Annotated in this window: 15 protein-coding genes and 1 pseudogene; 7 read left to right on the top strand and 9 right to left on the bottom strand. The window is 62.4% G+C overall.

The genetic code is table 11. The features are described 5' to 3' along the window. The 6 genes from PQQ53_RS22805 to PQQ53_RS22780 all read right to left on the bottom strand — a co-directional run. Positions 1-111: FAD-binding protein (locus tag PQQ53_RS22805; RefSeq protein ID WP_408326309.1), on the bottom strand; the 111-nt coding region annotated here is incomplete at its 3' end. 17 nt (positions 112-128) lie between these two features. Next, complete coding sequence (locus PQQ53_RS22800) at positions 129-1,931, bottom strand: acyl-CoA dehydrogenase (protein ID WP_408143927.1); 1,803 nt, start codon at positions 1,929-1,931, stop codon at positions 129-131. Positions 1,932-2,215: 284 nt separating this feature from the next. Next, positions 2,216-3,217 carry an AraC family transcriptional regulator gene (locus PQQ53_RS22795; RefSeq protein WP_408143925.1) on the bottom strand — a complete coding sequence of 334 codons (1,002 nt, stop codon included), beginning with the start codon at positions 3,215-3,217 and terminating at the stop codon, positions 2,216-2,218. Positions 3,218-3,505: 288 nt separating this feature from the next. Beyond that, positions 3,506-5,242 carry a PHA/PHB synthase family protein gene (locus PQQ53_RS22790; RefSeq protein ID WP_408153777.1) on the bottom strand — a complete coding sequence of 579 codons (1,737 nt, stop codon included), beginning with the start codon at positions 5,240-5,242 and terminating at the stop codon, positions 3,506-3,508. Positions 5,243-5,244: 2 nt separating this feature from the next. After that, positions 5,245-5,742, bottom strand: coding sequence for a MaoC family dehydratase (locus PQQ53_RS22785; RefSeq protein WP_408143921.1), 498 nt, complete (start codon positions 5,740-5,742; stop codon positions 5,245-5,247). An 873-nt stretch (positions 5,743-6,615) separates the two neighbouring features. Beyond that, the gene (locus PQQ53_RS22780; protein WP_408153775.1) at positions 6,616-7,056 is read right to left on the bottom strand and encodes a hypothetical protein; all 441 of its coding nucleotides are present in this window, start codon (positions 7,054-7,056) and stop codon (positions 6,616-6,618) included. A 46-nt stretch (positions 7,057-7,102) separates the two neighbouring features. Here PQQ53_RS22780 and PQQ53_RS22775 point away from each other — a divergent pair, with 46 nt between their 5' ends. Genes PQQ53_RS22775 through PQQ53_RS22765 form a run of 3 tightly spaced genes read left to right on the top strand, consistent with a single transcriptional unit; the run spans position 7,103 to position 9,557 of the window. Continuing rightward, entirely contained in the window at positions 7,103-8,083 is a 981-nt protein-coding gene (locus tag PQQ53_RS22775) for a quinone oxidoreductase family protein (protein WP_408143917.1), read from the top strand. Between the two features lie 10 nt (positions 8,084-8,093). Further along, positions 8,094-8,942, top strand: coding sequence for a TauD/TfdA dioxygenase family protein (locus tag PQQ53_RS22770; protein ID WP_408326295.1), 849 nt, complete (start codon positions 8,094-8,096; stop codon positions 8,940-8,942). 18 nt (positions 8,943-8,960) lie between these two features. Beyond that, positions 8,961-9,557 carry an RBBP9/YdeN family alpha/beta hydrolase gene (locus tag PQQ53_RS22765; RefSeq protein ID WP_408153773.1) on the top strand — a complete coding sequence of 199 codons (597 nt, stop codon included), beginning with the start codon at positions 8,961-8,963 and terminating at the stop codon, positions 9,555-9,557. A 265-nt stretch (positions 9,558-9,822) separates the two neighbouring features. On the opposite strand, the gene PQQ53_RS22760 is transcribed toward PQQ53_RS22765, so the two are convergent. Both PQQ53_RS22760 and PQQ53_RS22755 read right to left on the bottom strand, forming a co-directional pair. Next, the gene (locus PQQ53_RS22760) at positions 9,823-10,074 is read right to left on the bottom strand and encodes a hypothetical protein (RefSeq protein ID WP_408326292.1); all 252 of its coding nucleotides are present in this window, start codon (positions 10,072-10,074) and stop codon (positions 9,823-9,825) included. 70 nt (positions 10,075-10,144) lie between these two features. Further along, positions 10,145-10,567 (bottom strand): hypothetical protein, encoded by a 423-nt coding sequence (locus tag PQQ53_RS22755; RefSeq protein WP_408326290.1) that lies wholly within the window; start codon positions 10,565-10,567, stop codon positions 10,145-10,147. 344 nt (positions 10,568-10,911) lie between these two features. On the opposite strand from PQQ53_RS22755, the gene PQQ53_RS22750 reads away from it, so the two are divergent. Beyond that, on the top strand, positions 10,912-13,305 hold the full coding sequence (locus PQQ53_RS22750) for a glucose/quinate/shikimate family membrane-bound PQQ-dependent dehydrogenase (RefSeq protein ID WP_408326287.1): 2,394 nt from the start codon (positions 10,912-10,914) through the stop codon (positions 13,303-13,305). 182 nt (positions 13,306-13,487) lie between these two features. Here the strand turns inward: PQQ53_RS22750 and PQQ53_RS22745 are convergent. Continuing rightward, positions 13,488-13,695: pseudogene (locus PQQ53_RS22745) on the bottom strand (putative DNA modification/repair radical SAM protein); the annotation flags it as partial. A gap of 169 nt (positions 13,696-13,864) precedes the next feature. Between PQQ53_RS22745 and PQQ53_RS22740 the strand changes: the two are divergent. The 3 genes from PQQ53_RS22740 to tadA all read left to right on the top strand — a co-directional run bounded on the left by PQQ53_RS22740 (position 13,865) and on the right by tadA (position 16,052). Further along, on the top strand, positions 13,865-14,470 hold the full coding sequence (locus PQQ53_RS22740) for a 2'-5' RNA ligase family protein (protein WP_408326284.1): 606 nt from the start codon (positions 13,865-13,867) through the stop codon (positions 14,468-14,470). A gap of 416 nt (positions 14,471-14,886) precedes the next feature. After that, positions 14,887-15,288: a DnaJ family domain-containing protein gene (locus tag PQQ53_RS22735; protein ID WP_408326281.1), complete on the top strand. Its 402-nt coding sequence runs from the start codon at positions 14,887-14,889 to the stop codon at positions 15,286-15,288. Positions 15,289-15,356: 68 nt separating this feature from the next. Continuing rightward, on the top strand, positions 15,357-16,052 hold the full coding sequence (tadA, locus tag PQQ53_RS22730; protein WP_408326278.1) for a tRNA adenosine(34) deaminase TadA: 696 nt from the start codon (positions 15,357-15,359) through the stop codon (positions 16,050-16,052). The last annotated feature ends 23 nt before the right edge of the window (positions 16,053-16,075 follow it).

The raw sequence follows: 16,075 nt of genomic DNA, 5'->3' as shown, positions 1-16,075 counted from the left end.
TTTCAGGCGGATCGCCGCGGACAGGCCAGCCGGGCCGCCGCCGACGATCACGACGTCGTATTCCATCGACTCGCGTGGGCCGTACTGCTCAATGAGACTTGTATCTGTCACGATGTGATGCCTTTTCTTTAGAACTGGTCTTCACTCAGTGCCAGCATGCCTTCGTTGTTCTTCGCGCTGACAATGGATGCCTCGAGCGCGACGGCCTGAGTCAGGATGTGATCGGCGAAGAAGTGAGCGGTGGCGATCTTCGAGTCGTAGAACGACTGATCGTCATCGTGCTTCCCGGCAGCCACCAGCAGCGCACGGGCGAATTGCCAGCCCGCGAGGACGATGCCGGCCAGCTTCAGGTAAGCCACGCCGCCGGCAAATACCGCATTCGGATCGCTTTTGGCATTGGCGAGCATGAATTCCACCACATTCGCGAGAGCCTCGCGGCCCGTCGTGAGCCGCTTGTGCAGCGAGCGGAATGCGGGGTGGGCGGAGAACGACGCGCATTCCCGCAATTCTCCCAGCGTTCGATCGATCTGGGCGAGGATGGCCTTCGCCACCGCACCGTCGTCGCGCAAGGTTTTGCGCCCGATCAGATCGTTCGCCTGAATCGCCGTGGTGCCTTCGTAGATCGTCAGGATGCGGGCGTCGCGGTAGTACTGTGCAGCGCCCGTCTCTTCGATGAAACCCATGCCGCCGTGAACCTGCACGCCCATGCTGGCCACTTCGACGGAGATTTCCGTGCTCCAGCCTTTCACTACCGGCACGAGATATTCGTAGATGGCCTGGTGTTCCGCCTGCACGGCCGGGTCCGCGTGACGATGCGCGATATCGCTGTGCGCGGCGGCGACGTAGGCGAGGGCACGCGAGCCCTCGGTCAGCGCGCGCATGGTCGTCAACGTGCGGCGAACATCCGGGTGCTGGATGATCGCGACGGACTGCTTCGCGGTGCCATCCACCGGGCGGCTTTGCACGCGATCCTTCGCATACGCAACGGCCTTCTGATACGCGCGCTCAGCCACGGCGATACCCTGCACGCCCACGCCGAAGCGGGCCGAATTCATCATGATGAACATGTATTCGAGGCCGCGATTCTCTTCGCCAATCAGTTGACCGACTGCGCCACCGTGATCGCCGAACTGCAGCACCGCGGTGGGGCTCGCCTTGATGCCGAGCTTGTGTTCGATCGACACGCATTGCACGTCGTTGCGCTCACCCAACGAGCCGTCTTCGTTGACGAGAAACTTCGGTACGGCAAAGAGCGAGATGCCCTTGACGCCCTCAGGCGCGCCCGGTGTGCGAGCCAGCACGAGATGGACGATGTTCTTCGCCATGTCGTGTTCGCCCCACGTGATAAAGATCTTGGTGCCGAACACGCGATACGTGCCGTCGCCCTGGGGCTCGGCGCGCGTGCGGACCAAGGCGAGGTCCGAACCGGCCTGGGGCTCGGTCAGGTTCATCGTGCCGGTCCATTCGCCGGAGATCAGCTTCGGCAAATAGGCTTGCTTTTGCGCTTCGGTGCCGGCTGTCAGGAGCGCCTCGATCGCGCCGTCGGTCAACAGCGGACACAGGGCCAGCGACAGGTTGGCGGCGTTGAGCATCTCGATGCACGGCGTCGCCAGCAGTTTAGGCAAGCCCTGGCCACCGTATTCGATGGGATGCATGACACCTTGCCAACCGCCTTCGGCAAACTGGTGGAAGGCTTCCTTGAAGCCCGGCGTGGCGAACACTTCGCCGTCGCGCAAGATACTCGGATTTCTGTCGCCTTCGACATTCAACGGCGCAATTACGTCCGCGCTGAACTTTGCCGCTTCGTCGAGCACCGCTTGCGCGGTGTCGGCGGTTGCGTCCTCGAAGCCTGCAAGCGTCGACACGCGATCGAGATGGGCAAGTTCGTTGATGACAAACAGCATGTCTTTGACGGGTGCCGTGTAGCTCATGATGGATTTCCAGAGGTGCAATTGAAGAGGGGACGCGGGCGGAGGCAGACGCGATGGCCCGGTGCGATAACAGTGAGCCGATCGTAGTCCCGTTTGCACGTAAATCGATTACCGAAATCGGCCCATCTATTGACAAACCCGGCCACGACCCGCAAACCGGACGGCTCGCCGATATGCGCTTACTTCGCAGCTCGGGGCAACGTGCCGGGGCTGCCGCGCGATGGCGCCGTCAGGCGCGCAGGGACGCGTTCGGGACGCACTCAGGGATGCACTTAGGGATGCGCTCAGGGATGGCGGCGGTATTCGCCCGGCGTGCTGCCGGTCCAGTGCCGGAAAGCCCGATGAAACGCGGTAGGGTCGTCAAAGCCGACATCGCCCGCAATCGCGGCAATGGCGTCGTGTGTACCGGTGAGTCGCTGGATTGCGATATCGCGCCGCAGTTCGTCCTTCAGCGTCTGGAACGCGGTGTCCTCAGCGGCGAGGCGCCGGCACAGCGTGCGGACCGAGCAGTGCAGACTTCGCGCGGCCTCTTCAATGGTCGGCACATTGGGCAAACAGGCGGCGAGGTATTGCCTGACGCGGTGGCTCGTGAGCTGCTCGCTGAAGGAAACAAAAATCCAGTCTTCCGGCGCACGCGCGAGAAAGTTGCGCAGATTCGTTTTGCGCTGGCGGATCGGCATGTCGAAATACCCGACGCTGAAGCGCATCATTGTTTGCTGGCGGTCGAAATGGACCGGGCCGGGGAACAGATACAGATGATCCACCGTGTGCGGTGGGCAGGAAAACGCAAACTCGACTTGCAGCAGGGGAATCTTCTGACCGATCAGCCACGATGCCACGCCGTGCGCGAGCTTTAACATGAGCTGCTGCCCAAGCATGCTGACGTTCGACGACGGATCGGGGTGAAGGGCGACGCACGCGATCAGGCCGTCCCTGCGCGACTCGAACCTGAAGTCGTCGAGGACGATGTGGAAGAACTGTCCAAACCGATGCATGGCAGTTTCCAGATTGGGTGCATCAAGCAGACTCAGACAGAGAAACTTCAGCGTGCCGCTGCGCATCGGACGCGCGAAGATGCCGGGCATTTCGTCGTCGAATTCGATGGCGAGTGCACGGTATAGCGTCGAAAACTGTTCCTCCGTGACGCGCGCGCCCGGTTCGGTCAGAAGCGCGGGGGAGATGCTAGCCTCATCCAGATACTTGCGCACGAGACCAGGCCGTGCCCCCGCCGCGGCAAGGAAGCCGTTGAGGAGTGAGATCGGGACGGTGGCGCTGGGTGAATGCATGGCTTTGACGAGGCTCGTTGATGTCGGTGCACCACGTTCGTCATTGTACGGCAGCGTTCGGCGCCGGTTGGCGCTATCGGCAAGCTCACCGGAATCGGCAGGTCAGCGTCAGGCAGAGGGAGGTCGGTTCATCCAGTCGAATGGGCTGGCGTGCATCGGGATCAGGTTGCGGCGGCTGTCCGTGAGCACGCCGTTCGCGCGCCGTCACCGGCAACGCCGCCGCGATCATAGGGTTCGCCGAGTCTCGCGGCAGGCCGGGCGTGAGCACGCGCCCGGCCCGATGCAGCGCTATGCCGTACGAACCTTCGCATAACGCCCCGGTGCCGCTTCGAGCGGCTTATGAAGGGTACTTCCCGGTTTCGTGCGCGCCTTCACCGGCTCTCCAGCGTGCGGCTTGAGCCACTCGATCCAGTGCGTCCACCAGCTACCCGGCTGTGTTTCGGCAGACGCCAGCCACGCCTCCGGATCGCCGGTCGCATCACCACCGGCCCTGAAGCTTCGTTTGTTCTTCGAGGCAGGATTGACGACCCCGGCTATGTGGCCGCTCGCGCCGAGAACGAACTGGGTCGGGCCGCCAACCAGTCGCGTGGATCGATAGGCCGATCGCCACGGCACGATGTGGTCTTCCTCCGTGGCCAGCACGTAGGTGGGGGCATCGATGTGTCCGAGATCGACTGGCGTGCCGCACACCGTCAAGCGTCCCGGTTTGCAGAGGTTGTTCTCCAGATACATGTTGCGCAAATACCAGGTGTACATGGGGCCGGGCAGATTCGTGCTGTCGGCGTTCCAGTACAGCAGGTCGAATGCCATCGGCGACTTGCCCTTCAGGTAGTTGTCGATCACGTAAGGCCAGATCAGGTCGTTGGCCCGCAAGGTCTGGAACGTGAACCCCAGTTCCTTGCCCGAGTAGATGCCGCCCCGGCCGATTGCGCTTTCACGCTGGGCGACGCCGGCTTCGTCGATGAATACACCCAGCTCGCCAGGCTCTTCGAAATCCAGCATCGTGGTGAGCAAGGTGATGCTGGCCAGCTTGTCCTCGCCGCGAGCGCGCGAGATCGCCGCTGCCGATGACAGAATGGTGCCGCCCACACACCATCCCACGGCGTTGACCTGGTCGGCTCGGGTGATCGTGCGCGCCACGTCGATGGCCGTCAACGCACCCTGTTCGACGTAGTCGTCCCATGTCGTTTGCGCCATGGTGGCATCGGGGTTGCGCCACGACACCATGAACACCGTCATCCCCTGTTCGCAGGCAAAGCGCACGAAGGAATTTTCAGGCTGCAGATCGAGAATGTAGTACTTGTTGATACAGGGCGGAACGATCACCACGGGACGTTTGGCGACCCGGTCCGTGAGCGGCGCGTACTGGATCAGCTGGAACAGATCGTTCTCGAACACGACCGCGCCTTGCGACACCGCCACATTGTGTCCAACCTCGTAAGCGGTTTCGTCTGTGATCGAGATGTTGCCGCGCTGCATATCGTCGAGCAGTTTCGTGAAGCCGTGGCGCAAGCTGTCGCCGTTGGATTCGAACGCGAGCTTGAGCGCCTCGGGATTGGTCGCGACGAAATTGGCCGGACTCAGCGAGTCGATCAACTGCCGCGAGAAGAACACGAGCTTCTGTTTGTCCTTTTCGCTAAGTACGGCAGCTTCGACCACTTCTTCAAGAAACCGCGCGTTGAGCAGGTAGCTCTGCTTGAGCAGGCTATACCATGCATTGTTGCGCCAGTCTTCGGCAAGAAAGCGGCGGTCGCTGCGCTTCGGGGCGATCACGGGCTCGGTTTGCGCGCCCAGTGTGCTAGCCAGAGAGCGGGTCCAGACCGATGTCATCTGCGGCCAGTACGCCGAGACCGCATCGAGCAGGGCCACGGGGGCGAGCCGTGTTCCGAGCGGCGCCGCTTTGACGTGCGCGGCGTTCTGATCGTGATGGTCACCATCCGGTTTCATGCTCGCCATCGCGCGCCAGAACAGCGGTCCGGAATCGAGAAATCCCTGTAGATATTCAGTCGGTGCGTTTAACGACATGATTACACCGCCTCGCCTGATTGAACGACGCTGGCAGACTGTTCAGCGTGGGTCGCGCATTCGGCGAGGCGTCGCGTACGAGACGTGGCCATGACGACCGCTTCGCCGTCGATCACCACTTTTCCTCCGACTGTGCACACGGTCGACATCACGACCCGGCGCTGTTCCAACTGCAGTTCTTTCACCGACACCGTCGCATGCACCGTGTCACCAGGCCGAACCGGTGCCTTGAAACGCAGATTCTGTCCGAGGTACAAAGTGCCGGGGCCCGGGAGTTGCCCGGCGAGCGCCGCGGAAATCACACCGGCGGTCAGCATCCCATGCGCAATGCACCCTTTGAACGGCGTGGTCCGCGCGAATGCCTCGTCGATGTGAACGGCGTTGTTGTCGCCCGATGCGGCCGCGAAGGACTGGATGTCCGCCTCCGTGATGGTTTTCGCATAGGTCGCGGTCATGCCGGCTTCCAGGTCTTCAATGTCGTAACCACCGATTTCGTTCATCTCTTTCTCTGCTAGTCGTTAATGAATGGACTTGCCCTGTCCGTTTCCGAAACGCCGCCGCCGCACCGTATCGGGCGTGGCCGACGGATCGCAATCGTGTCGTCTCCTGAGGCGAGGCGCTGGCGACAGCGTTCGCGTCGATTCCCTCCCAGGGCGAGAGGGGCGAGTGCCAATCCGGAAAGCTGCGTTGGACAACGCAGGTACGGGCGGGGGAGTGCTGATGACTGCGGCAGGGAAACTGTTGAGCCGATCGTAGTCCAGACTCAACGCAAATCGACTACCTAAATCAGCCCATCTATTGACAAAGTCGGCCACGACCTTCGAGGCAGAGGGGACGTGCGCCCGTAATCAACCCTTGTATGAAGCAGCCGGTCGGTTCCCGCATGCATTAAGGGGGCGCTGACGGCGGTTGCGACGCGGCTTTGTCGAGAAAGATAGGAATCCGATTGATATCGGCGCATGTTCCTGGCGAGGCCAAAAGTGAAATTCAAATTTCACTTTTGCAGCTGGCGTCGCAGCGGGAAAAAACATTGTGCCGTTAAATCAATGGTCTGGATCTTCAGTGCCGGGTTGGCCCACTCCTTGCAAGTTAGCCGGCCAGGTTAGCGGCGCGGTGCTGCTGCCAGTTCTTTTAAGAGGAAATTCAGCAATGACCAGGATTGGACAACACGGGACGCAGACGCAACACCTCGCACCTCAGGCAGAGGGCGGAAGGACGGCAGCCAAGGAGGCAACAGTCGATCGTGCAGAAAGCAGAACAGGCGACGGCCGGACCAACTGGGCCTGGGCAAGCGGCAGTTCGAGCTACGACTGGATGGATTCGCATTATCTCGTCACTGACCTCGCTTAGGTCTGCAATCGGGGCGGGGCATTTCAGCGGCGCGCCGGGCGGTTGGGCTGCTGTCCACGCTCGATCGCAGCGCCTCGTATTCGGCCCATTGGCGTGGGATTGGTGTTAACGCGCAGTGTCGCCAAATCACAAAAGAATGTCATCAAAAACGAAATCCGTAGCGCCGGATTGCCGTATCTTCGTTCAACTGATCCCTCTTCCGTTGCGTCGGCATGTGCCCGATGCGCTGGCAAAACTCGGCCAGCATGGCAATCGAGATTTCCTGCCGACGGCGCCTGAAGAGGGAGGCTCCCCACCTGCTTCGCGAGCGGCGTAGATATCGGCCTGGCTTGTGCGCTTTGGGAAAAGGGAGCACTTGCTGCGCGGTCCGCCTGATGAAGCGGCAGCGCGGCGTAGTCAAAGCAGCACATGGAGACCGTGCGGTAATCGACCTCAGTGCCGTGGGCGTAGAGGTCCTTCAGCAACCGCATTACCTTTAAGTCAATCGAGAAACAACCTGGAGAACGAATCATGGCGAAAGCAGTCCGCTTTCATGAGACCGGTGGCCCTGAAGTCTTGCGTTACGAAGACGTTGAAGTCGGCGAGCCGGGGCCCGGTGAGGTTCGCCTGCGCCATGAGGCCGTTGGCCTGAATTTCGCGGACACTTATTTCCGCTCCGGACTCTATCCGGTTCCGTTGCCTGCCGGCATGGGTGTGGAAGCAGCCGGTGTCGTCGAAGCAGTGGGCAAGGGCGTGACGAACGTCGCGGTAGGTGATCGTGTCACCTACACGGGTTTTATCAACACGCTGGGCGCCTACAGCACGGAGCGTCTCTGTCCGGCTGAGCCGCTGATCAAGCTGCCGCAAGGCATCAGTTGCGCGACCGCAGCAGCCATGACCATGCGCGGCCTGACCTCGGCGTATCTGATGCGGCGCATCTATGACTTCAAACCCGGCAACACAATTCTGCTTCACGCTGCCGCGGGCGGCGTCGGGCTGATCGTCTCGCAATGGGCGAAGCTGCTGGGCCTTACGGTGATCGGCACTGTGTCGAGCGAAGCGAAGGCGGAAGTCGCCCGCGCGCACGGCTGCGCGCACACCATCAACTACAGCCACGAAGACGTTGCCAGGCGCGTACGCGAGTTGACCGACGGCGTCGGCGTCAATGTGGTTTTCGACAGCGTCGGCAAGGATACATTCGACGCCACGCTGAATTCAGTCAAACGCCGCGGCCTGATTGTTTGCGTCGGCACGGCGTCGGGACCGATCACGGCATTCAATCCGCAGATCCTGGCCATGAAAGGATCGCCGTATCTGACCCGTCCGGCGCTTGCCGACTATATCGCCGACCCCGCCGAAAAAGCGGACCTGGCCGCGGAAATCTTCGGCCACGTCGCGGCGGGCCGCATCAGCATCGAAATCAATCAGCGCTATGCGCTCGAGGATGCCGCGCAGGCGCACCGCGATGTCGAATCGCGCAAGACAACGGGCTCGTCCGTGTTCGTCATTTAAGGAGAGCGACATGCATATCGAACAACTTAGCAACGCCATTGGCGCCGAACTGGTGGGCGTCAGGCTTGCCGACGCGATCCACGACGATGGCCTCTTTGCCGAGATTCGCGCGAACCTGCTCAAGCATCGCGTCCTGTTCCTTCGCGATCAGGAGATTAGCCGTGCCGAGCATGTCGCGTTCGCGCGGCGCTTCGGCGACCTGGAGGGCCACCCGGTCTCGGGCAGCGATCCCGAGAATCCAGGCCTCGTGCGCATTTACAAGTCGCCGGATCAGCCTAACGATCGCTACGAAAACGCCTGGCATTCCGATGCAACCTGGCGCGATGCGCCTCCGTTCGGTGCTGTGCTGCGATGCGTGGAATGTCCGCCCGTTGGCGGCGATACGATGTGGGCGAACATGGTGCTCGCGTATGAGAACCTCCCCGCGTACGTCAAGGAGCAGATCGCCGATCTGTACGCACGCCACAGCATCGAAGCGAGCTTCGGTGCGGCGATGCCGATCGAAAAACGGCACGCGTTGAAAGCGCAATATCCCGATGCGGAACATCCGGTTGTACGCACACACCCTGAAACGGGCGAGAAAGTGCTGTTCGTCAACGCGTTCACGACGCACATCACGAACTACCACACGCCGGCGCGCGTGCGCTTCGGACAGGACGCCAATCCGGGTGCGGGCGATCTGCTGCGCTATCTCATCAGCCAGGCCTACATCCCCGAGTACCAGGTGCGCTGGCGCTGGAAACCGAACAGCATCGCGATCTGGGACAACCGCAGCACGCAGCACTATGCGGTGATGGATTACGCGCCGTGCCATCGCAAGATGGAGCGAGCCGGGATCGTTGGCGACCGGCCGTATTAACCTGAAGGAATCGACGTCGTGACTCCCGATACGGCACCTACGATACTGATCGTGCCCGGCCTGCGTGACCACGTGGCCGAACACTGGCAGACGCTGCTGCAGGCTCGCCTTCCCAAAGCGGCTTCAGTGCCGCCGCTCGAATACGACAAGCTCAGTTGCGCGGCGCGCGTCGCGGCACTGAACGAGGCCATCGCGAAGATCGACGGGCCGATCGTGCTGGTCGCTCACAGCGCCGGCGTCATGATTACCGTGCACTGGGCGCAGCACCACAGCCGTCCGATTCAGGGCGCGCTGCTGGCTACCCCGGCCGACCTGGAACTGCCCATGCCCGCAGGCTATCCGACGCTGGACGTGCTCGAAGATCACGGGTGGTTGCCAATCCCGCGCAAACCGCTGCCGTTCCCGAGCATCGTCGGAGCCAGCCGCAACGATCCCCTCGCGGCGTTCGATCGCGTTGCCACTATGGCCGCCGATTGGAACAGCCGCTTCGTCGACCTTGGCGAAGTGGGACATCTGAACCCTGCGGCCGGCTATGGAGAGTGGCCGCTGGCGGAGAGTCTCATCCGCGAGCTTGCCGGATCTGGACGGGACGACGGAGCAGGGCGAGGCGCCTGAGGTCAATACATTGGTCGCGGTCGGTGGCCGCTTCGACCTTGTCTGTTCGTCGTGTCTGATTGACGGGCGCAATCTCGACACGGCCTTCCGTTCGCAGCAGTCCAGTGCAAAGCTGATGCGCAACGCGGCGCCATCGTCGCAACGGAATCCGAATTCGTCCGGGTAGCAACGGCATTGCTTTGCTTCACGGCGATCTTGCCGTTGTGCCGGCGTGGGGAAGTGGGATGGCGAGGGCGGTGCTTGAACAGCAGGCCGTGGTTGCGCATCACCGATAAACCTTTTTGGCATTCACGCACGATTGACCGTGTGCGTCTCGGGTTTCGCCGGAACAGTGCGGGCTTGAAGTGCCGAAGATGCTGGGTGTGACCACGGTTAGCAAACCCATTGCGGGCATCAGGTTACATTCGATTGCGGGCGATTCGGCGACGGCGTGGTCAATGGTCATTTCAAAAGAAAAGTTACTACGCCACGGAAGAAAAACGCGCTTGCCGGGGATTTTGCCGCGTTGTGCGGCCATTTATATTATAAGTAATCCTATCATTATTCTTTTAAGACAAATTCTCGAAGGAGCCTGAAATTGCAGGGTTTCATTCGACGGTCTTGTCGCGTGGATTTTCGCGTGGCGCCGCTAATGAACAAGACCCTGTCTCGCAGGGGCGAGTGCGCTTGCCGCATTGAATGGGGAAATAGGAGTCATCGTCGCCGTGCAAATAGCTGTGTAGGGATTGGAGCAATCGTCCATTTCTAGCCGACACGATGACAAACGGCGGACGATCACCAAGACTTGCGCCGTTTTTGCAGCCATGTACTTGAATACGTAACCCCGAATGCGCGATGGTGGTGACTTGTCGCCGGCGTTGTCGATGATCCACCGCTGCTGTGCCGGATAGAGCATCCATCGACCGGTATTGGCTAATGCCAATGCCCTGTCGTACGCAATGCCGGGTCGCCGCCGACAGCGGCAGGATGTCCGCACCGCCGCCGCCCGCTTCATCGGGACGCGCTTTCAAGCACACATCTCTCGATGACACGCTATCCCTCGGCTATCATCGTCAATGGACTGGCTTACAACCCATGGCGCTTGCGCACAGCAGGCAAAGAGGAAACTGCGCGGCATGAAATGAAAGGAATGTGTCATGACGGTCTCTCCTGTCGATGAACACGCTGCCGCCAGGCCGATGCCGCTCAGCCATGCGAGCCGCATAGCGCCGTTCGACTCGCGATGCTTCGAGGTACGAATCGTGCTACGCGACAGCAGAATGTCAATCCCGTCCCCGGAGCGTTCAAGCCTTCCCGCTCGCCAGGCGTTTCGTCTCATTCCGACGCGGCATTACCAACTGCAGAGGTAATCAGGATGCAAAGATCCGAATCTTCTTCCATAGCACGCGTGCTGACTGTGGTCTTCGCCGCCTTGTCCGGGCTGTATCTGCTGGTCGGCGGCGTCTGGCTGGTGGCGAGCGGTGGCTCGCCGTACTACGTCATCGCAGGCGTCGTCATGCTGGTCACGGCCGTTCTCGTCCAGCGCCGCAAACCGCTTGCGCTTGGTCTCTATGCATTGCTGCTGTTGGGGACCATCGGATGGTCGCTGTGGGAAGTCGGCACCGACTTCTGGGCGCTGACGCCGCGTCTGGGCGTGCTGGTCATCTTCGGCATCTGGCTGCTGCTGCCATTTGTCTATCGCCGCTTCGACGCGCCGGCCAGGACGCCGGCCATGGCGCTCGGCGCCACATTGATTGTCAGCGGCGTCGTGCTGGTTTATGCGGTCTTCAACGATCCGCAGGAACTGAACGGCACGCTGAGCAGCGCGTCCGCACCCGAGGCGGCCACGGCCGCATCTGCCGCTGACGCCGACTGGCCCGCGTACGGCCGCACCCAGCACGGCACGCGCTACTCGCCGCTCAAGCAGATCAACGCGGAGAACGTGAAGAATCTGCAACCGGCGTGGACATTCCGCACCGGCGACATGAAGCGTTCGACCGACCCGGGCGAGATCACCGATGAAGTCACGCCGATCAAAATAGGTAACCTGCTGTATCTATGCTCGCCGCACCAGATCCTGTTCGCGCTGGACGCCGCGACCGGCCAGGAAAAGTGGCGTTTCGATCCGAAGCTGAAGACCGATCCGAGCTTCCAGCACGTGACGTGTCGCGGTGTGTCGTATCACGACCTGACGGCTGCCGGTGCGGGCGATGACGGGCAGGCGGCGGCACCGTCGGCGGCGCCCGCGACATGCGCGCGCCGGATATATCTGCCGGTGAACAACGGTCACCTGTACGCTGTCGACGCGCTAAGCGGCCAGTTGTGCAAGGACTTCGCGACCAATGGCGACCTCGATCTGCAAGCCGGCCAGCCAGTGACGACCGCCGGTCAATACGAGCCGACCTCGCCGCCCGTCATTACCGACAAGGTGATCGTGATCGCGGGCGCCGTCGAAGACAATTACTCGACGCGTGAGCCTTCCGGCGTGATTCGCGGTTTCGACGTGACCACGGGCAAGCTGCTGTGGGCATTCGATCCGGGCGCGAAAGAGCCCAACGCGGTGCTTGGCGAAGGTCAGCGTTATTCGATCAATTCGCCGAATTCGTGGGCGCCGTCTGTCTACGACGCGAAGCTCGATCTGGTCTATCTGCCGATGGGCGTGACCACGCCGGACATCTGGGGCGGCAACCGCACGCCGGAGCAGGAACGTTTCGCCAGCGGCCTGCTCGCGCTCAATGCGACCACCGGCAAGCTGGCATGGTTCTATCAGACCGTCCATCACGATCTCTGGGACATGGACTTGCCGGCCCAGCCGACGCTCGCCGACATCACCGATCAGTCGGGCAATGTCGTGCCGGTCGTCTACGCGCCGGCCAAGACCGGCAACATCTTCGTGCTCGACCGCCGCACCGGCAAGCCGGTCGTCCCGGCGCCGGAAAGGCCGGTCCCGCAAGGCGCGGCGACAGGCGATCACGTATCGCCGACGCAGCCGTTCTCCGATCTGACATTCCGGCCGAGCCGGAAATTGACGGGCGCCGATATGTGGGGCGCCACGATGTTCGATCAACTGGTGTGCCGCGTGATGTTCCAGCATCTGGACTATGACGGTACGTTCACGCCGCCGTCGGAACGGGGCACGCTGGTGTTCCCCGGCAACCTCGGCATGTTCGAGTGGGGTGGCCTTGCCGTGGATACGGATCGGCAGATCGCGATTGCGAATCCGATCGCGCTGCCGTTCGTGTCGAAGCTGATTCCGCGCGGCCCGGGCAACCCGATCGAACCGGATAAGAACGCCAAAGGCGGCAGCGGCACCGAAACCGGCATTCAGCCTCAGTACGGCATTCCGTTCGGCGTCGAGTTGAATCCGTTCTTTGCGCCGACCGGTTTGCCGTGCAAGCAACCGCCGTGGGGTTATGTGTCGGCGATCGATCTGAAGACGAACCAGATCGTCTGGAAGAGGCGTATCGGCACAGTGCGCGACAGCGCGCCGTTGCCGCTGCCGTTCAAGATGGGCATGCCGATGCTGGGCGGCCCGATGACGACGGCGGGCCACGTGTTCTTTATCGGCGCCACTGCCGACAACTACATCCGCGCGTTCGACACGGATACCGGCGACATGTTGTGGCAGGCCCGCTTGCCCGCAGGCGGCCAGGCAACGCCGATGACCTATGAAGCGAATGGCAAACAGTATGTCGTGATCGCAGCGGGGGGGCATGGCTCGTTTGGCACGAAGCTGGGCGACTATGTGATGGCTTATGCGCTGCCTTGATTGCAAGGCGCGGGGTCTTTGCGGTATCGGTGCCGGCGATCGGCGCAGATGCCGCGAAGCCTTCGCGGGGTGGCGGCAAGCAAGGTAGCAGAAGGCTTTGCGGGAGAGGGCGTGTGTGACACCGGAACGTCGCGCACTGCCCAACCGGTTCCGTCATTCCGCCTTCCTCATCCGTATCAAAAGAAACTGGCGTGCAGTATTTCCAGCAACCGCATGCAGCGGCCTTCCGGCGTAAAGCTGTACAAATTCCGCTGTACAAATGCCCGCGCCGATGCGACCGCCCAACCCGACGATGCCAGGCGCGCCGCCTTTGAGCGCGCCACTGCTTGCGCACGCGGCATCGTATTTCGCGGCGTCAGCCAACATTTCGCGCTTTTTGAGCAGTTCCACATTGCTGTAAATACTGTATGAATGTACAGTATTACGCGTGGGCGCAACGTGAGAGTGTGTGGTCCCATCCGGAAACCAGGGGCGCTGCTGATGTGTCGTGGTCGGGCGCGAGCGAACTTCAACATGAAGGAAGATTCATCCATGCCGGCCTTACCCGGTGACGAACGAAATGCCTGAACAACTATGGTTGCCCGGACTCGAGGCGCCGCCGACGCCAACGGATGGTCTGTTTTTCGCGGTCTTCCCCGACACCCATACGGCGGCCGCTATTTCGAAGTTCGCGCAAGAACGCTGCGCGGGGTCGCGCGTGCGCGGCAAGCCGCTTGCGGCTAGCCGTCTGCACGTGACATTGCTGCATCTCGGGAATTTCGCAGGCGGCCTGCCTCCGGATAAGGTCGACGCCGCGATGCGGGCAGCCGCGTCGATCCACATGGCGCCATTCACGGTCGAATTTGACACGGTCGTGAGCTTTGCGTCGAAGCCTCGGCCGGGTCCTCTTGTGTTGACTGGTGGCGAGCGCGTCGCCGGTCTTCATGCGCTCCATGACGCACTGGGGCACGCGTTGCAGCACGCTGGTTTTGGGGAACGTGCGGGTTCAATCGCCACGCCCTATGTGCCGCACGTCACATTGGCGTATGGCATGCCTTGGGCTGCGGAGTGTCCCGTGGAATCGGCGTGCTGGAACGTGCGCGAGTTTGCGTTGATACACAGTCTGCTTGGACGAACGCGTCATGTTGCGCTGGCGCGTTGGCCGCTGGTGGCGGCCGAGTCATGATTGGCGGCGGCCTCGCAATGTGAGGACGCGCTTTGCTTCGTTGGAACGCGCTCGGCCGCACGCCAGCCCAGGCGGACGGCGGACGCCGCAAGTGGGTGGCGAATATGTTGTTCGATTGCGACAGATCGCACGATGTCCATGACCCTGGCGCAAGGAGCGAGGGCAGGGCCACAGTAGGCACGGAGCAGGCGGTAGCTAACAGGCGGGCGAGCAGCGTCACGCGCGCAAACGGCCCTTACAGCGCCGCCTCCGCCTGCGCCAGAAGCGCCGCCCAGACGGATCTTTCACTGTTGCCGACCTCTATGCGTCCCCCAAATACGCAATATCTGAAAACCGGCGCGTTTTGCCCACCAGACGGGCAGAACGGTCGTGCGCTCCCTGATAGAATGCTTGGGCCGCAACGTAGTGGATTGCAGATGAAATTGCTTGATGCGCTTGTCGAACAGCGTATTGCCGCCGCCGCCGCGCGTGGTGAATTCGACGACTTGCCGGGCGCGGGTGCGCCGCTGCCCCAGGACGACGATGCGTTGGTCCCGGAAGAGGTGCGCGTCGCCAACCGGATCCTGAAGAACGCGGGCTTCGTGCCGCCCGCTATCGAGCAGTTGCGCGCGTTGCGCGACCTGCAAACGGAGCTGAATGCCGTGAGCGACCAGGCTACCCGTTGCCGTCTCCAGGCGCGCATGCTGGCGCTCGATATGGCGCTCGAATCGCTGCGCGGCGGCCCGCTGGTTTTGCCGCGCGACTATTGCCGGCGAATCGCCGAGCGGCTGTTGGAGCGCGTCGGCAACCTCAATACGGCTGACGCGGGTTCGCGGTGAGCGACGCGCTCGTCCACCGCGCCGCCTCAGGGCCACGGCCAGAGCCGGCATCCGGCGAATCCCATAAAATGCCGGACGTGCCAGTCGCGCCTAACGAATCCATATCGGCGTGCGCCGACGCGGCCGACGCTTCCGTAGCGTCGGCGGCCGCTAGCGGCACAGAGGCGACCCCCGCCAACACCCCCGCCGATCCACCGGTGTCCGCCATTTTCTCCGAACGTGATCGCCGCTTCATGGCGCTCGCCCAGGCCGCCGCAGAAGAAGCACGCGCGGCCGGCGAAGTGCCGGTCGGCGCGGTGCTCGTGCGCGGCGACGAAGTCATCGCAAGAGGTTTCAATCATCCGATCGGCGCGCACGATCCGTCGGCACATGCGGAAATGGTCGCGTTGCGCGCCGCCGCGCAAGCTGTCGAGAACTACCGGCTGCCGGGCTGCGAGCTCTACGTGACGCTCGAGCCGTGCCTGATGTGCGCCGGTGCGATCATGCACGCGCGCATTGCCCGCGTCGTGTTCGGCGCGCGCGATCCTAAAACCGGCGCATGCGGCAGCGTCGTCAATGCGTTCGCGAATCCGCAACTGAATCATCACACCACGGTGAGCGGCGGCGTGCTCGAAGCCGAATGCGGCGCGGCGCTCAAGTCGTTCTTCGCCGAGCGGCGCCGCGCGAGCCGCGCGGCACGCGCGGCGGCGCGTGGTGACGCAGGTCCCGAAGCGGCTCCGGAAGCCGACGGCGAGCCGGCTCATACCCGCACCGAGCCGCATTAAAACAACCACCTTCAGCAGGTCTT

It is taken from the genome of Paraburkholderia strydomiana, from assembly GCF_046030495.1.
Lineage (GTDB): Bacteria > Pseudomonadota > Gammaproteobacteria > Burkholderiales > Burkholderiaceae > Paraburkholderia > Paraburkholderia strydomiana_A.
Note: the sequence above shows the minus strand (reverse complement) of the source record. Positions and strands in the feature narration are given on the sequence as shown.